The 20,594-nt window shown below is 67.2% G+C and carries 13 protein-coding genes and 1 tRNA gene; 3 read left to right on the top strand and 11 right to left on the bottom strand.

The window, feature by feature from the left end; all coding sequences use genetic code 11:
* Positions 1-19: 19 nt before the first annotated feature.
* Positions 20-1,021, bottom strand: a complete 1,002-nt coding sequence (locus ACFV3I_RS05565; RefSeq protein ID WP_378822509.1) for a hypothetical protein — start codon at positions 1,019-1,021, stop codon at positions 20-22.
* Between the two features lie 595 nt (positions 1,022-1,616).
* On the opposite strand from ACFV3I_RS05565, the gene ACFV3I_RS05560 reads away from it, so the two are divergent.
* Together ACFV3I_RS05560 and ACFV3I_RS05555 are read left to right on the top strand one after the other, a co-directional pair.
* Complete coding sequence (locus ACFV3I_RS05560) at positions 1,617-1,883, top strand: hypothetical protein (protein WP_378822508.1); 267 nt, start codon at positions 1,617-1,619, stop codon at positions 1,881-1,883.
* 59 nt (positions 1,884-1,942) lie between these two features.
* Positions 1,943-2,395 carry a DUF86 domain-containing protein gene (locus ACFV3I_RS05555; RefSeq protein ID WP_378822507.1) on the top strand — a complete coding sequence of 151 codons (453 nt, stop codon included), beginning with the start codon at positions 1,943-1,945 and terminating at the stop codon, positions 2,393-2,395.
* A gap of 6 nt (positions 2,396-2,401) precedes the next feature.
* Here the strand turns inward: ACFV3I_RS05555 and ACFV3I_RS05550 are convergent, their stop codons facing one another.
* The 9 genes from ACFV3I_RS05550 to ACFV3I_RS05510 all read right to left on the bottom strand — a co-directional run bounded on the left by ACFV3I_RS05550 (position 2,402) and on the right by ACFV3I_RS05510 (position 18,596).
* Positions 2,402-4,051: a DUF4209 domain-containing protein gene (locus ACFV3I_RS05550; RefSeq protein ID WP_378822506.1), complete on the bottom strand. Its 1,650-nt coding sequence runs from the start codon at positions 4,049-4,051 to the stop codon at positions 2,402-2,404.
* Between the two features lie 152 nt (positions 4,052-4,203).
* A tRNA-Tyr gene (locus tag ACFV3I_RS05545) sits at positions 4,204-4,288 on the bottom strand.
* Positions 4,289-4,374: 86 nt separating this feature from the next.
* Positions 4,375-5,304 carry a PfkB family carbohydrate kinase gene (locus ACFV3I_RS05540; RefSeq protein ID WP_378822505.1) on the bottom strand — a complete coding sequence of 310 codons (930 nt, stop codon included), beginning with the start codon at positions 5,302-5,304 and terminating at the stop codon, positions 4,375-4,377.
* A 120-nt stretch (positions 5,305-5,424) separates the two neighbouring features.
* On the bottom strand, positions 5,425-9,300 hold the full coding sequence (gene rpoC / locus ACFV3I_RS05535) for a DNA-directed RNA polymerase subunit beta' (protein WP_136045924.1): 3,876 nt from the start codon (positions 9,298-9,300) through the stop codon (positions 5,425-5,427).
* Positions 9,301-9,381: 81 nt separating this feature from the next.
* Entirely contained in the window at positions 9,382-12,885 is a 3,504-nt protein-coding gene (locus tag ACFV3I_RS05530; protein ID WP_136031622.1) for a DNA-directed RNA polymerase subunit beta, read from the bottom strand.
* A gap of 208 nt (positions 12,886-13,093) precedes the next feature.
* On the bottom strand, positions 13,094-14,794 hold the full coding sequence (locus ACFV3I_RS05525; protein WP_378822503.1) for an ABC transporter ATP-binding protein: 1,701 nt from the start codon (positions 14,792-14,794) through the stop codon (positions 13,094-13,096).
* A complete protein-coding gene (locus ACFV3I_RS05520; RefSeq protein ID WP_136031619.1) occupies positions 14,791-15,753 on the bottom strand; it encodes an ABC transporter permease in 963 nt (320 codons plus the stop codon). The genes ACFV3I_RS05525 and ACFV3I_RS05520 overlap by 4 nt, the downstream gene beginning before the upstream one ends.
* Before the next feature lie 34 nt (positions 15,754-15,787).
* Positions 15,788-16,792, bottom strand: a complete 1,005-nt coding sequence (locus ACFV3I_RS05515) for an ABC transporter permease (protein ID WP_136035908.1) — start codon at positions 16,790-16,792, stop codon at positions 15,788-15,790.
* A 130-nt stretch (positions 16,793-16,922) separates the two neighbouring features.
* On the bottom strand, positions 16,923-18,596 hold the full coding sequence (locus tag ACFV3I_RS05510; protein ID WP_136032298.1) for an ABC transporter substrate-binding protein: 1,674 nt from the start codon (positions 18,594-18,596) through the stop codon (positions 16,923-16,925).
* 167 nt (positions 18,597-18,763) lie between these two features.
* Between ACFV3I_RS05510 and ACFV3I_RS05505 the strand changes: the two genes are divergently transcribed.
* Positions 18,764-19,687 carry a sugar kinase gene (locus tag ACFV3I_RS05505; protein ID WP_378822502.1) on the top strand — a complete coding sequence of 308 codons (924 nt, stop codon included), beginning with the start codon at positions 18,764-18,766 and terminating at the stop codon, positions 19,685-19,687.
* Between the two features lie 20 nt (positions 19,688-19,707).
* Here ACFV3I_RS05505 and ACFV3I_RS05500 read toward each other — a convergent pair whose 3' ends face one another.
* Positions 19,708-20,580, bottom strand: a complete 873-nt coding sequence (locus ACFV3I_RS05500) for a MurR/RpiR family transcriptional regulator (protein ID WP_378822501.1) — start codon at positions 20,578-20,580, stop codon at positions 19,708-19,710.
* Between the last annotated feature and the right edge of the window lie 14 nt (positions 20,581-20,594).

Below are 20,594 nucleotides of genomic sequence, written 5' to 3'. Positions count from 1 at the left end.
ATGCCCGCTAGGCGGAGCCCTAGTGAACCCCTAGGCACGCTTGATGCAGAACCATCCGCCCGCCAGCGGATGACGAGAGCCTCACCTCTTGATAGTTCCAGGACACATTGCGACACCGGGTGCAGCACCGTCTCGCTTGCAACGCCGTGTAGTCCTTGTGGTACGACTGATTCCATTGGCCGCCGGCGCTCACAACGAGCAGATCGTCGGGAGCGTGTCGAAGCTCATCCCACACTGCATCGTGCGCCGTGTTTCCCGAGGCGTGATGCGGAGCTGAGCAGGCGGCGAGAGTTCGCGTGAGCTTACGAAATCCGCCCTGGCCGGGATCCTTGAGCCAGTCTCCGTCGGTATCGCTCCAGATCAGGACGCCGCCATACGGCATAAGGACGTCGCTCCACAGCAACGTGGAGAGCGCTCGACGGTTCTGTACGGTTAGCCGAGTGAGTGCGTAAGTGTAGGGCAGTCCGGCGGGAACCGTCACCGCGAGCGCCCGCGGCGCTTCGTCCGCGTTCACCAGGGTGACTGTCCCGTTAAGTCCGCGCTGTCGTCTCCCACCATGCGCCGCACCGGAACGAGCGAGGTCGACGGAGAAGAACCTCGGCTGTACACCGTTGGCGTACGCCGTATTGAAGATCTTGAGCAGTGCCCCCGCACGCTTTTTGACGCGATTGATTATCTCCTCAACGCTCCTCGCGCCGTACCATCCCCCTGCACGACGAGATTGCTCTCGGATCAGAATCCCCTTCTGGGACGAGGCTGGTTCTTCCCTCCACGACTCAATATTCCGGTTCGCCTCACTCAGAACATCGTCCAAGCGCGGAGTTTCTCCGTCACCCTCGGCGGCGGACTCCACGATCTTGGCCCTTATGTACTCACTGACAGCGTCGACACTGACGACGGTGTCCCCACCATCGAGGAGCGCGTCCTGTGTCGTCTTAGCGATTTGAGCGAGCAAAATTGCCCATTCCGCAGGTACCCACATTTCCTGTAGGGCCCCGCGCGCCGCTTCGATGAGCGCCACAGCCCCATTGATGTGGTCATGGTCGTCGTGACTCAGGATAAGGATACTGGGCTTGTGCGAACCCGCGTGTTCGCCAACCGAGGCTGCACCTCCGGCATCTACTGCGATTACGCGACGGTCAGTGTCGCGAAACCAAATGAAGCACTCACCATGTCCCGGGCCGGGCGCTGGCCCGACAGTCGCTCTCAGCTCAATCACTCGTTTCCGTCTCCCACTTTCTCAACGTAGAACACGCAACCCGCGCTTCGTCTCATGCACTTGCCTTGAACTCGTCCTTGAGGGCAGGTGGCCGGGACAGCCAACTCACCCTCGCGACCTATTGTCGTGCACTTCTTCTCGGTCTCATAGGTGGCTCATGGATCGGCGTATCGAGTTTGGGCGAGAACTATCCCCTCCCAGAGCTGCATCCAAACTTCACCAGATCGGACCCCGGCAGCATCAATCACTTCGGCACCTTCGAGTCATTCGACGTGTAGCAGCGAACCCCTCAGATGGCGTCGAATGATGCCTTCAGCGCTCGGCGATCTGGTATCAGGTGCTCCCCGCTGCGACGGAGGTGGCACACGGTTGCGGATCCACCGCGCATAGACGAGGTATGACCGCCAGCCTTCACCATCACACGGAACTGATCCAGCAGATCCTCCGCTCGCATGGACTTACCAACCCGCGCGTGCCGGCATCTCCCCCCGCCTACGCGCCGGATAACCGGGAGATCATCGTCACCGCCGACCATGGCGTGGATCTCCTCGACCTGGAATCTGCACGACTTGGAATCGAGCAAATCCTCGACGCTGAGATCCACCTCATCTCCGACCGGTCACCGCGAGGCCGGGATGCCGCAACGAGCGCGGTCGACCTGTGACTCAGCCGCGCGAGCGCGCAACTGGACGGTGGAGCGCGCGTGACCATTCAGTACCCGAGGTGCGGATCGAACGGACACCGCTGAGCGCGTGGGAACCGCTGGAGCAGGCGAAGATTCTGCAATGTCTGGGCAACCTGACAGAGATCTTCGGCTACATCGACGTCCTCGCGGCTGCGGGGGAAGAGCGTTTCTATGCGGCCGACGACATTGTTCTCGGAGCGGTGGTGGGCCGTCTTATTCAGCTCGGTGAGCAAGCGGGCGGACTACCCGGCGACTTCCGCGACCTTCAGAAGAGCGTGCCGGATTACACGGCCATGGTCGCTATGCGGAACAAGCTCGCGCACGAGTACGAAGAGGTTGATTCACCCCTCGTGTGGTCAACCGTCGCCAGATGCCGCACGCACCACGCGAAGAAGCACGAAGCAGTTCGCCGGCACTACGACGTGCGATACGACGCTCAGCAACGGTGGATCTCAGCGTTCGAAGGTGAAGGCCGTCAGCAACCTAGTTGACGCTCCCTATTCGCGCCCGGGTAGTGCCGGTTCTCGACCGGCAGCCGCGTCGACATCATGATGCGGATTGGCGAAAGGCTGATTCACGACCTTCCACATCAACCACCATGCGTAGACGCTCGCATACGTCCCCTGTCCCGAGTCGCTCACGAGGCCATGCGCGTATTCGTTGCGAAGGTTCGGCCCGAGCGGGCCGCAGAACAGAGCCCGAATCTCGAACGCGAGGTCGTCCCCGAACACCGATGCCACCTCCGGTCGCTCCATCAACGACGAAAGCCCTACCTCCTGCTGCACGCCACCCTCATACGAACGGGTGAGGACGCCAGCATTCGCGAGGTGCACCCGAACCAAGTTCTCGACCTGCGGCGCCAGCAACTGCGCAGCCGTGAAGAAATCTCCGTTGTAGCCATACGCGAGCGCCCGAGCCACGGAGTACTCCCTACCCGCCGGCACGATGGAGCTAACTCTCGTCAGCGCTCGGAAGTCGTCGACACGAAGCGCATGGTCAGCCCTCATGGACTGCCAAATCGGGACGATGTGTTCCGCGACAGTGCACCCAACCCGTTCGTCGTAGGCCTCGACCATCTGCGCCCACACCTCGTGCGGAAGCCCATAAATCTCACCGGAATCGCTGCGGGCAATCGTGCGCGCGTCAGCCGAGATGTGCACCGTGGAGAAGAACAGTGCTTTGCTGCTCGCCTCACCCGCTCTCCGCATCTGGGCATAGTCCGCAAGGTCTCGCTGATCCAGAAGCACGTGCATGGCTTCTCCGAGCTCACGCCCACGCGTCGCCGTCCATGCCCGCTTCGCGGCAATGCTGACGTCGACCTCCTCGTCACGCACGGTGGCGAGGAAACGATGCCTTTCAGAGTTTGCGGCATCGATCTTCGCCTTGATCCGCTTATCCGCCTCTGCGAGTCCGCGTGACGCCCGTTCTGACTGCGGGATGGTGCGGAGGTACTTCAGCGCGCTCTCGAGCGCGTCGGCCGCGTGCATCGGCCGAGACGAGCGCACGGAGTCCGCTTCCCCTATGAGGCTGTCAATGATCCAGACAGTGTCATCGAACGCCGGGGACGTCTCACCAATCGAGTAATGCCAGTTCGCCGCTACTTCCCGAAGGTGTCTCCCGTCCCACGGCGCCTCACCTGCGGCAAGATCGCGTAGATGAGACGCGATGGCAGCCGCCTGGCCCCGGGCAAGACTGTGCGTGAACAGTACATCGGAGATCAGGATCACCTCCGCGTAGATGGCGGACGCGAGAAGCCGCGCGACCAAGCGCGTTTCAAGACGTGCGCCCTCCTTTCCGACTTCCCCTTTGAAACGAAGGGCCACTTCGATAGCCCTCTCACACTGCTCGATGTCCTCGCGTTCGAGCTCGACGGCTGCAGCCTCATCAGCGACTGCAGCGACCATCCTGCGGTATGCGTCGGCGCGTTCCCGTCCCGAACCACGGATCGCGAGGATGTCGAGTAGGCGGATGCGTTCACGACCATCCAGGACACTCAGATCGATACCTCGAAGCACCTCGACGTCGTCGTCGGCGAGGTCGCCGGGAGACTTCAACGGCACGTTCCTCGCGGTTGTGTACGGATCTCCCCAGTCGTTGGGACGGAGGTCCCAGATCGCGATAGCGTCTCTCAGCATCAGCTCGTTCACGCCCTCATCCTGTCATCACCTGGCGCCACCGACGGAGTCGACCGGATTTTTAATGGAAACGAAGAAAGCCACCGGGATTCCGGTGGCTTTCTTCTTGTGACCTGGCCTTCTGAGATACGAGAACAAAATCCTCGAGATCCGGGAATGGCCCGTGGTGGCGAGTGAGGGATTCGAACCCCCGAAGTCGAAGACGGCTGATTTACAGTCAGATCCCTTTGGCCACTTGGGTAACTCGCCAGAGCGCACCCGTCCGACTTCAACAGCCAACCGGGGGCACGAAGATCCATCATACCCGCACGATGCGGGGTCGAGAAATCGAGGCGTCAGCTGCCGTGCACCCCGCGGTCGGACTCGGCGAGCGACTCGGGCGTGCGCAGCAGACCGCCCTCGGCCCTGCACGTCGCGGCCGCGATGTCCATGGCCCGTCGCAGCAGGGCCTCCCACTCCCCTGCGGCCTGCGGAGCAGCGGCGACCAGACCGCCGGCGACGGCGGCGAGCGTCGCATCGCCCGCCCCCACGGTGTCGACGAGGCGCCCGGGCAGCGCGGAGATCGGGGCCGTCGAAGTGCCGGCGTCGGACTCGAGCACCGCGCCGTCCGCCCCCGCGGTGGCCAGCACCGCGCGCACGCCGAGCCCCCGGAGACGGGAGCGCAGCACGTCGAGGTCGCCGTCGTAGAGCACCGCCGCGTCGTCGGCGCCGACCTTCACGACCTCGGCCTGCGCGGCCAGACGCTCGAAGCCGCGCACGAACTCGTCGCGGTCGCTCAGCATGCCCGTGCGCGGGTTCGGGTCGATCGCGAGGCGCGCACCGTCCAGGGCGGCCGCGAGCGCGTCGACCTCGGCGGGAGCGTCGAACGGGAAGCAGCTGACGACCGCGAGGTCGGCGTCCGCGATCGCGGCCACCGCCTCGTCCGAGTAGCGGATCGTGCGCTCCTGGGCGGCACGGTTGAAGACGTAGCTCGGCTCGCCGTTCGCGGCCCGGGTCACGACGGCGCGCGACGACCCGTGCGGCGCCGCGCTCGCGATCAGGCGCACGCCGTGGTCCGCCACATACTCGCGGATGTGCGCGCCTGCGACGTCTTCTCCGACCATCGCGATGAGCGTCGTGGGGATTCCGAGCCGCCGCAGACCCACCGCCACGTTCAGGGCGGCTCCGCCGACGAACTCGCGGACGCCGCTGTCATCCCGGATCTCGTCGATCAGGGCGTCTCCGATGACGACGGCCGAGCCGCCGGGGGAAGTCTCAGTGCTCACTCGCCGACCCTACCGCGCCTGCCCGCGCTCCGGAGCGCTGCCGAACTGCGTGCCCGAACGCGACGAGGGACGACGAAGGCCCCGGGCGATGCCCGGGGCCTTCGTTCACTCAGTCACACCTCAGTTGTAGGTACCGGGGGTGATGTCGTCCGTCGAGAACGCGTCGAAGTCGACGTAGCCGAAGTCGCCGTCCGCGTACGCGCCGTCGGATGCGAAGATCCGGTTCGGGTAGCGCTCGCTCTTGGCTTCCTCGGTGGCCTCGACCGTGACGTCGCGGTACTTCGAGAGACCGGTTCCGGCGGGGATGAGCTTACCGATGATGACGTTCTCCTTGAGACCGACCAGCGGGTCGCGCTTGCCCTCCATGGCGGCCTGCGTGAGCACGCGGGTCGTCTCCTGGAAGGACGCGGCGGACAGCCACGACTCGGTCGCGAGCGACGCCTTCGTGATACCCATCAGCTCCGGGCGACCCGACGCGGGGCGCTTGCCCTCGGCCACGGCCTCGCGGTTGATCTGCTGGTAGCGCTTCAGGTCGACCATCTCACCCGGCAGCAGGGTCGTGTCGGCGTGGTCGACGACGGTGACCTTGCGGAGCATCTGGCGGACGATGACCTCGATGTGCTTGTCGTGGATCGGCACACCCTGCGAGCGGTACACGCCCTGCACGCCGCCGACGAGGTACTTCTGCACCTCGCGGGCACCCATGACGCGCATGACCTCCTTGGGGTCGAGCGTGCCGACCTGCAGGGGCTGACCGACCGAGACGTGCTGGCCGTCCTCGACGAGGAGCGTCGCACGCTTCAGCACCGGGTAGACGACGGGCTCGTCGCCGTTGTCGGGCGTCAGGATGACCTTCTTGGCCTTGTCGGTCTCGTCGATCGTGATGCGGCCGTCGGCCTCGGCGATCGGCGACGCACCCTTGGGGGTACGAGCCTCGAACAGCTCCTGCACACGGGGCAGACCCTGCGTGATGTCGTCGGCCGACGCGGAACCACCGGTGTGGAAGGTACGCATCGTCAGCTGGGTACCGGGCTCGCCGATCGACTGGGCCGCGATGATGCCGACGGCCTCGCCGATGTCGACCGTCTTGCCGGTCGCGAGCGAACGGCCGTAGCACTGCGCGCACACGCCGACGGCGGAGTCGCAGGTCAGGACCGAGCGGACCTTGATGGTCTCGACACCCGCAGCGACCAGCTTGTCGATGAGCACGTCGCCCACGTCGTCGCCGGCCGAGGCGAGGACCTCGCCCGCCGCGTTCACGACGTCGGAGGCCAGCGTCCGGGCGAACACCGAGTTCTCGACGTTCGCGTCGCGCACCAGCTCACCCTGCGAGTTCGGCGCGGCGATCGGGAGCTCGAGGCCCTTCGACGTGCCACAGTCCTCTTCGCGGATGATGACGTCCTGCGAGACGTCCACCAGACGACGGGTCAGGTAACCCGAGTCGGCGGTACGCAGAGCGGTGTCGGCCAGACCCTTACGGGTACCGTGCGTCGCGATGAAGTACTCCGCCACCGACAGACCCTCGCGGTACGAGGAGATGATCGGACGCGGGATGATCTCACCCTTGGGGTTGTTCACCAGACCGCGCATACCGGCGATGTTCCGGATCTGCAGCCAGTTACCACGGGCGCCCGAGGACACCATGCGGTTGATGGTGTTGTCCTCCGGGAAGTGCGCCTTCATCGCGGCCTGCACCTCGTCGGTCGCCTCGGTCCAGATCTTGATGAGCTCCTGACGACGCTCGGCGTCGGTCGTGAGGCCCTTCTCGTACTGGGACTGGACCTTCGCGGCCTGCTTCTCGTAGCCCGCGACGATCTCCGCCTTGTTCGGCGGGGTGAGGATGTCGCTCAGCGCGACGGTGACACCCGAACGGGTCGCCCAGTAGAAACCGGCATCCTTGATGCGGTCCAGCGTGGCGGCCGTCTCGACCTTGGGGTACTCCTCGGCCAGCTTGTTGACGATCTGCGACAGCTTGCCCTTGTCGGCCTGCTCGCGGACGAAGGGGTAGCCCTTCGGCAGCGCGTCGTTGAAGATCGCCTGACCGAGCGACGCGTCGACCAGACCGTGCTTCTCGTAGCCCTCGGGAGCCTCGCCCTCCAGGAAGGCCAGACCCGGGATGCGGATGCGGACCTTCGCCTGCAGGTCGAGCGTGCCCTCGTCGTACGCGAGCTGCGCCTCACCGACGGAGCCGAACGCACGGCCCTCGCCCTTGGCGCCGGCCTTGACCGTGGTCAGGTGGTGCAGACCGATGATCATGTCCTGCGAGGGCAGGGTCACCGGACGGCCGTCCGACGGCTTGAGGATATTGTTCGACGCGAGCATCAGCACGCGGGCCTCGGCCTGAGCCTCGACCGACAGCGGCAGGTGCACGGCCATCTGGTCACCGTCGAAGTCGGCGTTGAACGCCGCGCAGACGAGCGGGTGCAGCTGGATGGCCTTGCCCTCCACGAGCTGCGGCTCGAACGCCTGGATGCCCAGACGGTGCAGGGTGGGTGCACGGTTGAGCAGCACCGGACGCTCGCGGATGATCTCCTCGAGCACGTCCCAGACCTCGGGACGCGTGCGCTCGACGGCGCGCTTCGCGGCCTTGATGTTCTGCGAGTGACCCAGGTCGATCAGGCGCTTGATGACGAACGGCTTGAACAGCTCGAGCGCCATCTGCTTGGGCAGACCGCACTGGTGCAGCTTGAGCTGCGGGCCGACCACGATGACCGAACGGCCCGAGTAGTCGACACGCTTGCCGAGCAGGTTCTGACGGAAACGACCCTGCTTTCCCTTGAGCATGTCGCTCAGGGACTTCAGCGCACGGTTGCCGGTACCGGTGACGGGGCGACCACGGCGGCCGTTGTCGAACAGCGCGTCGACGGCCTCCTGCAGCATCCGCTTCTCGTTGTTGACGATGATCTCGGGGGCACCGAGGTCGATCAGGCGACGGAGACGGTTGTTGCGGTTGATCACGCGGCGGTACAGGTCGTTCAGGTCGGAGGTCGCGAAGCGGCCACCGTCGAGCTGCACCATCGGACGCAGCTCCGGCGGGATCACCGGAACGACGTCGAGCACCATCGCGGCCGGGCTCATGCCGGTCTCGAGGAACGAGTTGACGACCTTGAGGCGCTTGATCGCACGGATCTTGCGCTGGCCCTTGCCCTCCGAGATCTGCAGGTGCAGGCTCTCGGCCTCGGCGGTCAGGTCGAACGCGGCCAGGCGACGCTGGATCGCCTCGGCACCCATGTAGGCCTCGAAGTACTGGCCGAAGCGGTCCTGCAGCTCGTGGAAGACGTCGTCCTCCGGGCGCAGGGCACCGACCTCGAGCGTGCGGAAGTCCTCCCACACGCGCTCCAGCTTCAGGATCGCCTCGTCGGCACCCTTGCGGATGAGCGACATCTCCTTCTCGGCGGCGTCCTTGACCTTCTTCTTGGCGTCGGCCTTGGCACCCTCGGCCTCGAGAGCCGCGAGCTCCTCCTCCAGCTTGGCCAGGCGCTCCGCGATCTTGGCGTCGCGGCGGTCGCCGAGCGTCTTCAGCTCGAGGCGGATGTTGTTCTCCTGCGTGCCCAGGTCGCGGTGACGAGCATCCTCGTCGACCGAGATGACCATGTAGGCGGCGAAGTAGATGACCTTCTCGAGGTCCTTCGGCGCCATGTCGAGCAGGTAGCCGAGGCGCGAGGGCACGCCCTTGAAGTACCAGATGTGGGTGACGGGAGCGGCGAGCTCGATGTGACCCATGCGCTCACGGCGGACGGAGCTCTTGGTGACCTCCACGCCACAGCGCTCACAGACGATGCCCTTGAAGCGGACGCGCTTGTACTTGCCGCAGGCGCACTCCCAGTCACGGGACGGGCCGAAGATCTGCTCTCCGAAGAGACCGTCCTTCTCCGGCTTGAGGGTGCGGTAGTTGATGGTTTCGGGCTTCTTGACCTCGCCGTAGGACCACGCGCGGATGTGGTCTGCGGTCGCCAGGCCGATGCGAAGCTCATCGAAGGTTGTGGACTCGAGCACTAGTTCTCCTGTGTCGGAAATTCTGTTTGAGAAGTCTGCTTCGGTGAGCCGGGGACACGGCGGTCCCCGGCTCCCGAAGGATTAGATCTCGTCGATCGAGGCGGCCTCGAAGCGGCTGGAGATGTTGATACCGAGTTCCTCTGCGGCGCGGAACGCCTCGTCGTCGGTGTCGCGGAGGTTGACCAGCGTGCCGTCGGCCGAGAGGACCTCGACGTTCAGGCAGAGCGACTGCATCTCCTTCATGAGCACCTTGAACGACTCCGGGATGCCGGGCTCCTGGATGTTCTCGCCCTTGACGATCGCCTCGTACACCTTGACGCGGCCGAGGATGTCGTCGGACTTGATCGTGAGGAGCTCCTGGAGGGCGTACGCGGCGCCGTAGGCCTCGAGGGCCCACACCTCCATCTCACCGAAGCGCTGTCCACCGAACTGCGCCTTACCACCGAGCGGCTGCTGGGTGATCATCGAGTACGGACCGGTGGAGCGGGCGTGGATCTTGTCGTCCACCAGGTGGTGGAGCTTCAGGATGTACATGTAGCCCACGGAGATCGGCGCCGGGAACGGCTCGCCGGAGCGGCCGTCGAACAGCTGCGTCTTGCCGCTCGAGTCGATCAGGCGCAGGCCGTCACGCGTCGGGAGCGTCGAGTCGAGCAGACCGGCGATCTCCTCCTCGCTGGCGCCGTCGAACACCGGGGTCGCGACCTTGGTGCCGGGGGCGGCCTCGAAGGCCTGCTCCGGCAGCTTGGCGGCCCACTCCGGGGTGCCCTCGACCTTCCAGCCCTGCTTCGCGATCCACCCGAGGTGGGTCTCGAGCACCTGGCCGAAGTTCATTCGACCCGGGATGCCCAGCGGGTTGAGGACGATGTCGACCGGCGTGCCGTCCGAGAGGAACGGCATGTCCTCGACGGGCAGGATCTTCGCGATGACACCCTTGTTGCCGTGACGGCCGGCGAGCTTGTCACCCTCGGTGATCTTGCGCTTCTGGGCGATGTAGACCACGACGCGGCGGTTCACGCCGGAGCCGAGCTCGTCGTCGCCGTCCTCGGCGTTGAACTCCTTGACGGCGATGATCGTGCCCTGCTCACCGTGCGGCACCTTCAGCGACGTGTCGCGGACCTCGCGGCTCTTCTCGTTGAAGATCGCGCGGAGCAGGCGCTCCTCGGCCGACAGCTCGGTCTCACCCTTCGGCGTGACCTTGCCGACGAGGATGTCGCCGGGGCGGACCTCGGCACCGATGCGGATGATGCCGCGCTCGTCGAGATCCTTCAGCAGCTCGGGGCTGACGTTGGGGAGGTCACGGGTGATCTCCTCCTTGCCGAGCTTGGTGTCGCGGGCGTCGACCTCGTACTCCTCGATGTGGATCGACGAGAGGGTGTCGTCCTTCACCAGGTCCTGGCTCAGGATGATGGCGTCCTCGAAGTTGTAGCCCTCCCACGTCATGAACGCGACGAGGAGGTTCTTGCCGAGGGCCAGCTCGCCGTTCTCGGTGGCGGGGCCGTCGGCGATGACCTCGCCGACCTCGACGCGCTCACCGGCCGACACGACGACCTTCTGGTTGTAGGAGGTGCCCTGGTTCGAGCGGTCGAACTTGCGCAGGTGGTACTCCTGCGTGCCGCCCTCGTCGAGCATGACCACGACGCGGTCGGCGGAGACCTCGGAGACGACACCGGCCTTCTCGGCGGTGATCACGTCACCCGCGTCGATGGCGGTGTAACCCTCCATACCGGTGCCGACGAGCGGCGAGTCGCTGCGCAGCAGCGGCACGGCCTGGCGCTGCATGTTGGCGCCCATGAGCGCGCGCTGCGCGTCGTCGTGCTCGAGGAAGGGCACGAGCGAGGTCGCGACCGACACCATCTGGCGCGGCGAGACGTCGATGTAGCCGATCTCCTCCGGCAGGAACAGGTCGACCTCACCGCTACCGCCCTTGGGGCGCGCGAGCACGTGGCTCTCGCGGAAGCGACCCTTCGCATCGAGCGGCGCGTTGGCCTGCGCGATGTTGAAGTCGACCTCCTCGGACGCCGTGAGGTAGTCGATCTGCTCGGTCACGACACCGTCGACGACCTTGCGGTACGGGGTCTCGATGAAGCCGAACGAGTTGATGCGCGCGAAGGTCGCGAGCGCACCGATCAGGCCGATGTTCGGGCCTTCCGGGGTCTCGATCGGGCACATGCGGCCGTAGTGCGAGGGGTGGACGTCACGGACCTCGACGCCGGCGCGGTCGCGGCTCAGACCACCGGGGCCGAGGGCCGAGAGGCGGCGCTTGTTGGTCAGACCCGCGAGCGGGTTGTTCTGGTCCATGAACTGCGACAGCTGCGAGGTTCCGAAGAACTCCTTGATCGCGGCGACGACGGGGCGCACGTTGATCAGCGTCTGCGGCGTGATGGCCTCGATGTCCTGCGTGGTCATGCGCTCGCGGACGACGCGCTCCATGCGGGACAGACCCGTGCGGACCTGGTTCTGGATCAGCTCGCCGACCGCGCGGATGCGACGGTTGCCGAAGTTGTCGATGTCGTCGGTCGCGAGACGGATCTCCGTCTTCTTGCCGCCGCGGATGCCCTCGAAGGTCTCCTCGGTGCCGGCGTGCAGACGCACCAGGTACTTGATGGTCGCGACGATGTCCTGCACCGTCAGCACCGACTCCGTCAGCGGGGTGTCGAGACCCAGCTTGTGGTTGATCTTGTACCGGCCGACCTTGGCGAGGTCGTAGCGCTTCGGGTTGAAGTAGAAGTTGTCGAGCAGCGCGCGGGCAGCCTCGGCGGCCACCTGCTCGCCCGGACGCAGCTTGCGGTAGATGTCGCGCAGCGCGTCTTCCTTGGTGACGATCGTGTCCTTCGCGAGCGTCTCCTCGATGGAGGTGTAGCCGGCGAACTCGGCCAGGATCTCCTCGCTGGTCATGCCCAGCGCTTTGAGGAAGACCGTGACGGACTGCTTGCGCTTGCGGTCGACGCGCACGCCCACCTGGTCGCGCTTGTCGATCTCGAACTCGAGCCAGGCACCGCGGCTCGGGATGACGCGCGCCGAGACGATGTCCTTGTCGGAGGTCTTGTCGGGCGTCTTGTCGAAGTAGACACCGGGCGAGCGGACGAGCTGCGAAACGACGACGCGCTCGGAGCCGTTGATGATGAACGTGCCCTTGTCGGTCTGCAGGGGGAAGTCGCCCATGAAGACCGTCTGCGTCTTGATCTCACCCGTGAGGTGGTTCATGAACTCGGCCTCGACGTACAGCGGCGCGGCGTAGGTCTTGCCACGCTCCTTGCACTCCTCGATCGAGTACTTCTCCGGCTCCAGGTACGGGTTCGTGAACGACAGCTGCATCGTCTCGCCGAGGTCCTCGATCGGGGAGATCTCCTCGAAGATCTCGCCCAGACCGCTGTTCTCGTTCACGTCGGTGCGACCGGCGGCCTTCGCCTCGGCCACGCGCGCCTTCCAGGCGTCGTTGCCGACGAGCCAACCGAAGGACTCGGTCTGCAGAGCGAGAAGGTCGGGGACCGTCAGCGTGTCGGAGATCTTGGCGAACGAAAGACGGGAAGCTCCGCGTCCGTTCTTGGTGGTGGTGGATGTGGATGCGTTGGGAGCAGCAGCCAAGGGAATAACCTCCGTGAGCCCCGCAGGGCTTCTCGATTCCTTTGTCGTCAGGTGGAGTTCGCGCTCGAGAGCTCAACGGATGCCGACCACCATATGAGGGCAGGGAGGAGCGAGCGCAACTACCAACTATACCCACGATTCCGCGACATGGCAAGCACAGTCCTTGACCAATCTCAGAACCTGCGGTATTGGCGCTCGCTCCCCCGTCTCAGGACGCGATGCCGAGCTCGTTGCCCGGGATCGAGGCGAGCAGGCGCCGCGTGTAGGGGTCGCGCGGATTCGTGAAGATCTCCTCCGACGTCGCCGCCTCGACCAGCTTCCCGTCCTTCATCACGCACACGTAGTCGCTGATGAGCCGCACCACCGCGAGGTCGTGCGAGATGAACAGGTAGCTCAGGCCGTACTCCCACTGCAGGTCGCCGAGCAGCCGCAGGATCTGGTCCTGCACCAGCACGTCGAGCGCCGACACCGGCTCGTCGCACACGATGAGGTCGGGCGAGAGCGCGAGCGCCCGGGCGATCGCGACGCGCTGCCGCTGACCGCCCGACAGCTCCGACGGGTAGCGGCGCAGCATCGACTGCGGCAGCGCCACGTCGTCGAGCAGCTGCCGCACGCGCTTGCGACGGTCGGCGCCACTCCCCCGCCGATAGAACTCCAGGGGCTCGGCGATCAAACGCTCGATCGTGAACATCGGGTTCAGGCTCGAGTACGGGTCCTGGAAGATCGGCTGCACGCGCTGCCGGAACTCCTTCGTCTCCGCCCTGCTGAGCGTCGAGACGTCCTTGCCCTCGTAGCGGATGAGTCCGCTGGTGGGCTCGATCAGCTTGAGCAGCATGCGGGCGGTCGTCGTCTTGCCCGAGCCGGACTCCCCGACGATCGCGACCGTCTCGCCGCGCGGGATCGCCAGCGACACGTCATCGACGGCCACGAAGTCCTCGTGCTTGCCCCGCACCGGATACACCTTCGTGAGGTTCTCGATCTCGACGATGTGGTCGCGCGGCTTCTCCTCCGCGGGCTGCTCCGCGGCGGACGTATCGCGCACGAACGCCTCCGGCCGCAGCCGGGCGACCGCGACCGAGGGCGCCGCCTTCACGAGCGACTGCGTGTACGGGTGCTGCGGGTCCTCCAGGATCTGCCGCGCGGGCCCCTGCTCGACCACCTTGCCGCGGTGCATCACCACGACCCGCTCCGCCCGCTCGGCCGCGAGACCGAGGTCGTGCGTGATGAGCAGCACCGCCGTGCCGAGCTCGCGCGTCATCTCGCCGATCTGGTCGAGGATGGTCTGCTGCACCGTGACGTCGAGCGCGCTGGTGGGCTCGTCGGCGATCAGCAGCCGCGGCTTGCACGCCAGCCCGATCGCGATCAGCGCGCGCTGGCGCATACCGCCGGAGAACTCGTGCGGATACTGCTTCGCGCGGCGCTCCGGGTCGGGCAGGCCCGCGGCCGTGAGCGCCTCGACGACCTTCCCCTGCACGTTCTGCCGCGTGGCCAGGCCGTGCGCGAGCAGCGTCTCGGCGACCTGCGTGCCGATCTTGGCGACCGGGTTGAGGTTCGACATCGGGTCTTGCGGGACCAGGCCGATGTCGCGCCCCCGGATCGTGCGCAGCTCGTTCTCCGAGGCGTGCGCGATCTCGCGGCCGTCCAGGCGGATACTGCCCGCCGCGACCTTCCCGCCCCCGGCGAGCAGCCCGATGATGGCCATCGCGGTGGTGGACTTGCCCGACCCGGACTCACCCACGATCGCGACCGTCTCGCCCGGTCGGATCTCCAGGTCGACGCCCTCGACCGCGTGCACGACGCCGTCCATGGTGGCGAAGTCGACCGCCAGTCCCTCGACCGACAGCAGCGGCTCGTCCGACATGCGGTTCTCCCTCGCAGCGCGCGCGGCGCCCTCGTCTCGCGTGTTCATCGTGCCCTCGTCCTCGGGTCCATGGCCTCGCGCAGCGCCTCACCCAGCAGGGTGAAGCCGAGCGCGGTGACCGCGATGCAGATGCCGGGCAGGAACGCCAGCCACGGCGCGATCGCCAGCTCCGCCTGGGCGTAGGTGAGCATGCGCCCCCACTCGGCGGTCTCGGGGCGGCCGCCGCCGAGCCCGAGGAACGACAGCGCCGCCGCGTCGATCACCGCGGTCGCCAGCGTCAGCGTGCCCTGCACGATCACGGGGCCGATCGCATTGGGGAGCACGTGCGACATCGTGATCCGGCCGCGGCCGAGGCCCAGCGTCTGCGCCGAGAGCACGTAGTCGCTGGAGCGCTGCTGCAGCATCGACGCCCGCAGCAGCCGCGCGAAGATCGGCACCTGCGAGGCACCGATCGCGATCATGACCGCGAACGGCGTCTGGCCGAGGATCGCCGCGATCGACACCGCCAGCAGCAGGTTCGGCACGGACAGGATGATGTCGACCACGCGCATGATGACCGTGTCGACCCAGCCGCCGAACGTGCCGGCGATGAGCCCGAGCAGCATGCCGCCGACGAGCCCCATCGCGGTCGAGACGACACCGATGAGCAGCGACGCCTGCGCGCCCCAGATCAGCTTCGAGAGCACGTCGCCGCCGAAGCGGTCGAGCCCGAGCGGGAACTCCGGCAGCTCGCCCGGTCCGGGGATGTGCGTCGGGGTGATGAACTTCGCGCCGGGGAGCGCGGTCTCCGGATACGGGGCGATCACCGGTGCCAGCAGGGCGATCGCCAGGAAGACGAGCACGATGACCGCGCCGATCCATGCGGTCGGGTTGCGGCGGAGTCGACGGAACACGTCGCTCCAGAAGCCGCCGCCGTTCTTCAGATCGGCCTGCGCGATCGCGACGGTGTCGATGCTTCCCCCGCTCTCGGCGGAGGGTCCCTGTGCGGGTGGGAGGGCGATGCTCATGCGACCGCCTCCTTTCGGACGATGAGGAGGGACATCACTGCACCCTCACTCTCGGGTCGATGAAGCTGTAGGAGACGTCCACCGCCAGGTTGATCAGCGCGTACGCGATCGCGATGAAGATGATGAACCCCTGGAGCACCGGGAAGTCCCGCGTGAAGATGGCCCGCGCCAGGAACGAGCCGATGCCGGGGAACGCGAACACCGTCTCGGTGAGCACCGCCCCCGAGATCAGCAGTCCCGTCTGCAGACCGATCGTGGTGATCACCGGCAGCATGGCGTTGCGCAGGATGAAGCGGCTGCGCAGCGTCGACGAGCCGACGCCCTTCGCGCGCCCGGTGCGCACGTAGTCGGCGTTCTGCACCTCGAGGACGCTCGCCCTCGTGATGCGCACGATGATCGCCAGCGGGATCGTGCCGAGCGCGAGCGCCGGGAGGATGAGGTGCAGGATGGCGTCCCACGCCGCGTCGAACTCGCCGGTGATGATGCCGTCCCACACGTAGAACCCGGTGGGATGCGTCGCGTCTATCCGCGGGTTCTGCCGCCCGTCGGACGGCAGCCAGCCCAGCTGCACCGCGAAGACGTACTTGAGGATGAACGCCAGGAAGAACACCGGGATGGTGATGCCGATCAGGCTCAGCACGACCGAGGCGTGATCGGTGAACTTGCCGTGTCGCCGCGCGGCCCAGTAGCCGAGCGGGATGCCGACGCCCACCGCGAAGATGAGCGCCATGACGCTCAGCTCGATCGTGGCGGGGAACCGGCGGAAGAACTCCTCCACCACCGGACGGTTGGTCTGGATCGAGGTGCCGAAGTCGCCCTGCAGCAGTCGCGTGATCCAGATGAAGTACTGCTCGATGAGCGGCTTGTTGAAGCCGTAGAGCTCGTTGACCCTGGCGATCGCCTCGGGTGTGGCCTTCTCGCCGAGGAGGGCGACCGCGGGGCCGCCGGGAAGGGCCCTGACCCAGGCGAACAGCAGGATGCTGAGCCCGAACAGGGTGGGGATGAGGAACAGCAGTCGCCTGCCGATGGTGCGCAGCACGAAGATCTCCGTCGATCAGGCCCGTCGTCTCGCTCCGCTCGTTCAGGGACCGAACCGGGATGGTTTCCCGGTCCGGTCCCTGAGCGAGGAGCGGAGCGACGAGACGAAGGGGTCTCGGTCGGTCAGGCCGTTACTTGGTGAGGACGATGTCCGTGAAGACCTCGTCGTTCACCGGGCTGGCAGGGTAGCTCTTCACGCGCGGGTCGAACGCGAGCGTCGGAGCCGGGTGCGCGAGCGGGACGCCGGGGATGAACTCCGCCACCATCTCGTTGATGTCCTCGTACAGCGCGGTCTGCTCCTCCAGGTTGGACACGCCGCGAGCCTCGGTCAGCTTCTGGAACAGCTCCGGGTTGTCGAAGCCCCACTCCGAGCTCTGCTGGCCGAAGAACACGCCGACGAAGTTGTCGGTGTCGTTGTAGTCGCCCGTCCAGCCCAGCAGGTGGATGCCGTGGTCGGAGGTGCCGGTCGTGCGGTCGAGGTACTCGACCCACTCCTCCGACACCGGGGTGGTCTCCACGCCGACCTCGGACAGCTGCGACGACAGCACCGTGAAGATCTGCTCGGGGTCCGGCATGTAGGGACGCGACACGTTGACCGGGTAGTTGAAGGTGAGCTTCAGCGGGTTCGACTCGTCGTAGCCGGCCTCCGCGAGCAGGGCCTTGGCCTTCTCGGGGTCGTAGTCGTAGGTCGTGACGTCGGGGTTGTAGCCGTTGACGACCTCGGGCACGAACTGCGTGGCCTTCTGCGTGCCCTCGGGCAGCACCTGGCTGATCAGCGCGTCCTTGTCGACCGCGTACGAGAGGGCCTCGCGCACCTTCGGGTCCTGCAGCTCGGGCACGGCCTGGTTGAACGCCAGGTACAGGATCGTGAACGGCGGGCGCGACACCATCGTGAAGCCGTCGTCCTCGAGCGCCTTGGTGTCGGCGGGACCGACGAGGTCGTAGCCGTCGATCGAGCCGGACTCGAGCGCCTGGCGGCGGGCCGTCGGATCGTCGATCGTGCGGAAGATGATCTCGTCGACCTGACCCGCGTCGCCCCAGTAGTCGTCGTAGGCCTTGAGCGTGACCTGCTCGCCCGGCGCCCACTCCTCGAACTGGTAGGGGCCCGTGCCGACCGGGTGGCCCATCGCGTACTCGGACAGCTGCGGCGCCTCGGCCGACCCGCCGACCTCATCGGCGCCGAACTCCTGCATCGCGGACGGGCTCTGCATGCCGAACGCGGGCAGCGACAGCGAGGCGATGAACCCGGCGAACGGCTTGTTCAGCTCGATCGTGACGGAGTTCTCGCCGTCGGGCGTGCACGACTTGTAGACGGCGTCGGCGGGGTTCGACGCGTAGCCCTTGAAGAGCTTGTTGTAGTAGTAGCCGAACGCCTCGGAGGCGGCCAGACCGGTCCAGTTGTACCAGCGGTCGAAGTTGTAGCAGACCGCCTCGGCGTTGAACGGGGTGCCGTCCTGGAAGGTCACCCCCTCCTTCAGCTGGAACGTGTGCGACATGCCGTCCTCGGACGACTCCCACGACTCCGCCAGCAGCGGCGCGGGGTCGGCGGTGCCCGGCTCGGTGCCCACCAGACCCTCGAAGATCTGGCGGGAGACGCGGAACGTCTCGCCGTCCTGCGCGAACGCGGGGTCGAGGCTCGCCGGATCGGACGACGCGGCGAAGACGAACGTGCCGTCGACGTCGCCCGAGCCCTCCGAACCGTTGTCGCCGCGCTCGCTGGCGACGCATCCGGCGAGAGCGAGAGCCGCGATGGCCGCTCCGGTGACGGCGACGATCCCTCGCCGACGCATGGCTGACTGGTGCATTGTGTGACCTTCCCTGTCGGGCGCTTCGTTGCGCGTACCCGGGGCGTCGTCGCCCCGGAGACGGTGATTCCTCGAAGGTACCCAGCCGGATCGCGGATGCCAAATAGGCGGAGGTTGCGATCCGGTATCGACACGCGCGGGACTCGGGATCGGGTACCGTCGAGAACGTGCCAGAGTCCACTCCGCTCGCCGTCTGCTTCGGCGAGGGCATGGTCGCCCTCGTCCCGGCCACCGCCGGCGCCCTGGAGATCTGCCGCACGTTCGACCGTTCGCTCGCGGGCGCGGAGTGGAACACCGCGATCGCGCTCGCCTCGGCGGGAGTCGACACGGCCGTGGTCTCGCGCGTCGGCGACGACGGGTTCGGCCGGTTCCTGACGGGCGAGCTCCGCGCCCACGGCGTGGACGACAGCGCGATCGAGGTCGATGCGGACGCGCCGACCGGGCTGTACGTCAAGGAGCTGTCGCCCCGACCGGACGGCACGGTCGAGGGCACGATGCACTACTACCGGGCAGGGTCGGCCGCCGCCGCACTGTCTCCGCGCACCCTCGAGACGCCCGCGGCCGCTGCCCTCCTCGCCCGCGCCGCGCTCGTGCACACCTCGGGCATCACGCCAGCCCTGTCGGACTCGGCCGCCGCCGCGCAGGATGCGCTGTTCCGCGACCACCGTCCCACTCACGCGCTGCTGAGCTTCGACCTCAACTGGCGCCCGGCGCTCTGGCGCGGGAGGGAAGACCACGCGAAGCGCCTGCTGGGCGGACTCGCCCGCGACGCCGACGTGCTGTTCTGCACCAGGCCGGACGCCGCGGCGGTGTTCGGCACGAGCGACCCCGACGCCCTCCGCGCGCTGTTCCCCGAGCCGCGGTTCGTCGTGGTGACCGACCCGGCCGGCGCCGTGGCGTTCGACCACGGGGATCGCGCGCAGAGCGACGCCCTCGACGCGCCCGTCGTGGAGACGATCGGCGCGGGAGACGCGTTCGCCGGCGGCTTCCTCGCCGGGGTGCTCGCCGGGCTCTCGCTCAGCGGCAGCCTGGCCCGTGCGCACCGCATCGCCACGCGCGCGATCGCCAGCACCCGCGACCACGTGGACTGAGCCTCCCTGCCGTCACCCCCCTACGCGCGGCGCGGACGGCGCGGCGGCACGGCATCGTGAGTGCGCTGCAGGGACACGGCCACCGGCTCCCCGCGGTGCTGCACCACGCGCACGAACAGCACGTCGATCAGGGCGAGCTGTGCGATCCGACTCGACATCGCCGCCATGCGATACGGCGACTCCTGCGCCTGGCTGAGCAGCACCACGTCCGCCGCCGCAGCGAGCGGGGAGTCCGCATCGCTGGTCACGGCGACCGCGAGCGCTCCGGTGTCGCGCGTCACCTCCAGCGCCCTGACCGTCTCGGCCGTCTCCCCGCCGTGCGAGAAGGCGATCGCGACGTCCTCGGGCGAACGCAGCGACGCGGTCGTGATCGCCAGGTGCGGATCGGCGGAGTGCGACACCGAGCACCCGATGCGCGACAGCTTCAACTGCAGATCCTGCGCCGTCAGCGACGACGCCGCCTGACCGAACAGGTCGATGTGGCGGGCGGCCACCAGCGCACGCGCGACCCGGTCGAGGGCGGCCTCATCGAGCGCACGGGCGGTCTTCTCGATCGCGTCAATCTCCTGCGCCGCGAGCTTCGCCGCGATCGCGCCGGGCCCGTCGTGCGGATCGATCGCGGTGGTGTCCAGGCCGAAGCGCGCCTGCTGCGCCTGGGCGAGCGTGACCGAGCGGGCGACCGCGACCCGCAGCTCGCGGTAGCCGCTGAACCCCAGCGACTGGGCGAACCGCGCCACGGTGGACAGCGACGTGCGGCACAGCTGCGCCAGATCGTTGATCGCGAGGTCGACGACGAGCGTGGGGTCGCCGAGGATGGTCTCGGCCACGCGGCCCTCGGCCGCGCTCAGCCTGGGCAGGGAGCGCCGCACCGTGGCCAGAACGTCGTCGTCCATGCGCTGATCCCGTC

This window comes from Microbacterium sp. NPDC059771 (genome assembly GCF_042732495.1).
Classification (GTDB): domain Bacteria; phylum Actinomycetota; class Actinomycetes; order Actinomycetales; family Microbacteriaceae; genus Microbacterium; species Microbacterium sufflavum.
The sequence above is the reverse complement of the archived record's forward strand: the minus strand, read 5'-3'. Positions and strand labels throughout refer to the sequence as shown.

What these genes read in the sequence shown, in the direction of transcription:
- ACFV3I_RS05520 (WP_136031619.1), bottom strand. Translation starts at nt 15,753, where the DNA reads ATGAGCATCGCCCTCCCACCCGCACAGGGACCCTCCGCCGAGAGCGGG.
- ACFV3I_RS05560 (WP_378822508.1), top strand. Translation starts at nt 1,617, where the DNA reads ATGACCGCCAGCCTTCACCATCACACGGAACTGATCCAGCAGATCCTC.
- ACFV3I_RS05525 (WP_378822503.1), bottom strand. Translation starts at nt 14,794, where the DNA reads ATGAACACGCGAGACGAGGGCGCCGCGCGCGCTGCGAGGGAGAACCGC.
- ACFV3I_RS05510 (WP_136032298.1), bottom strand. Translation starts at nt 18,596, where the DNA reads ATGCACCAGTCAGCCATGCGTCGGCGAGGGATCGTCGCCGTCACCGGA.
- ACFV3I_RS05500 (WP_378822501.1), bottom strand. Translation starts at nt 20,580, where the DNA reads ATGGACGACGACGTTCTGGCCACGGTGCGGCGCTCCCTGCCCAGGCTG.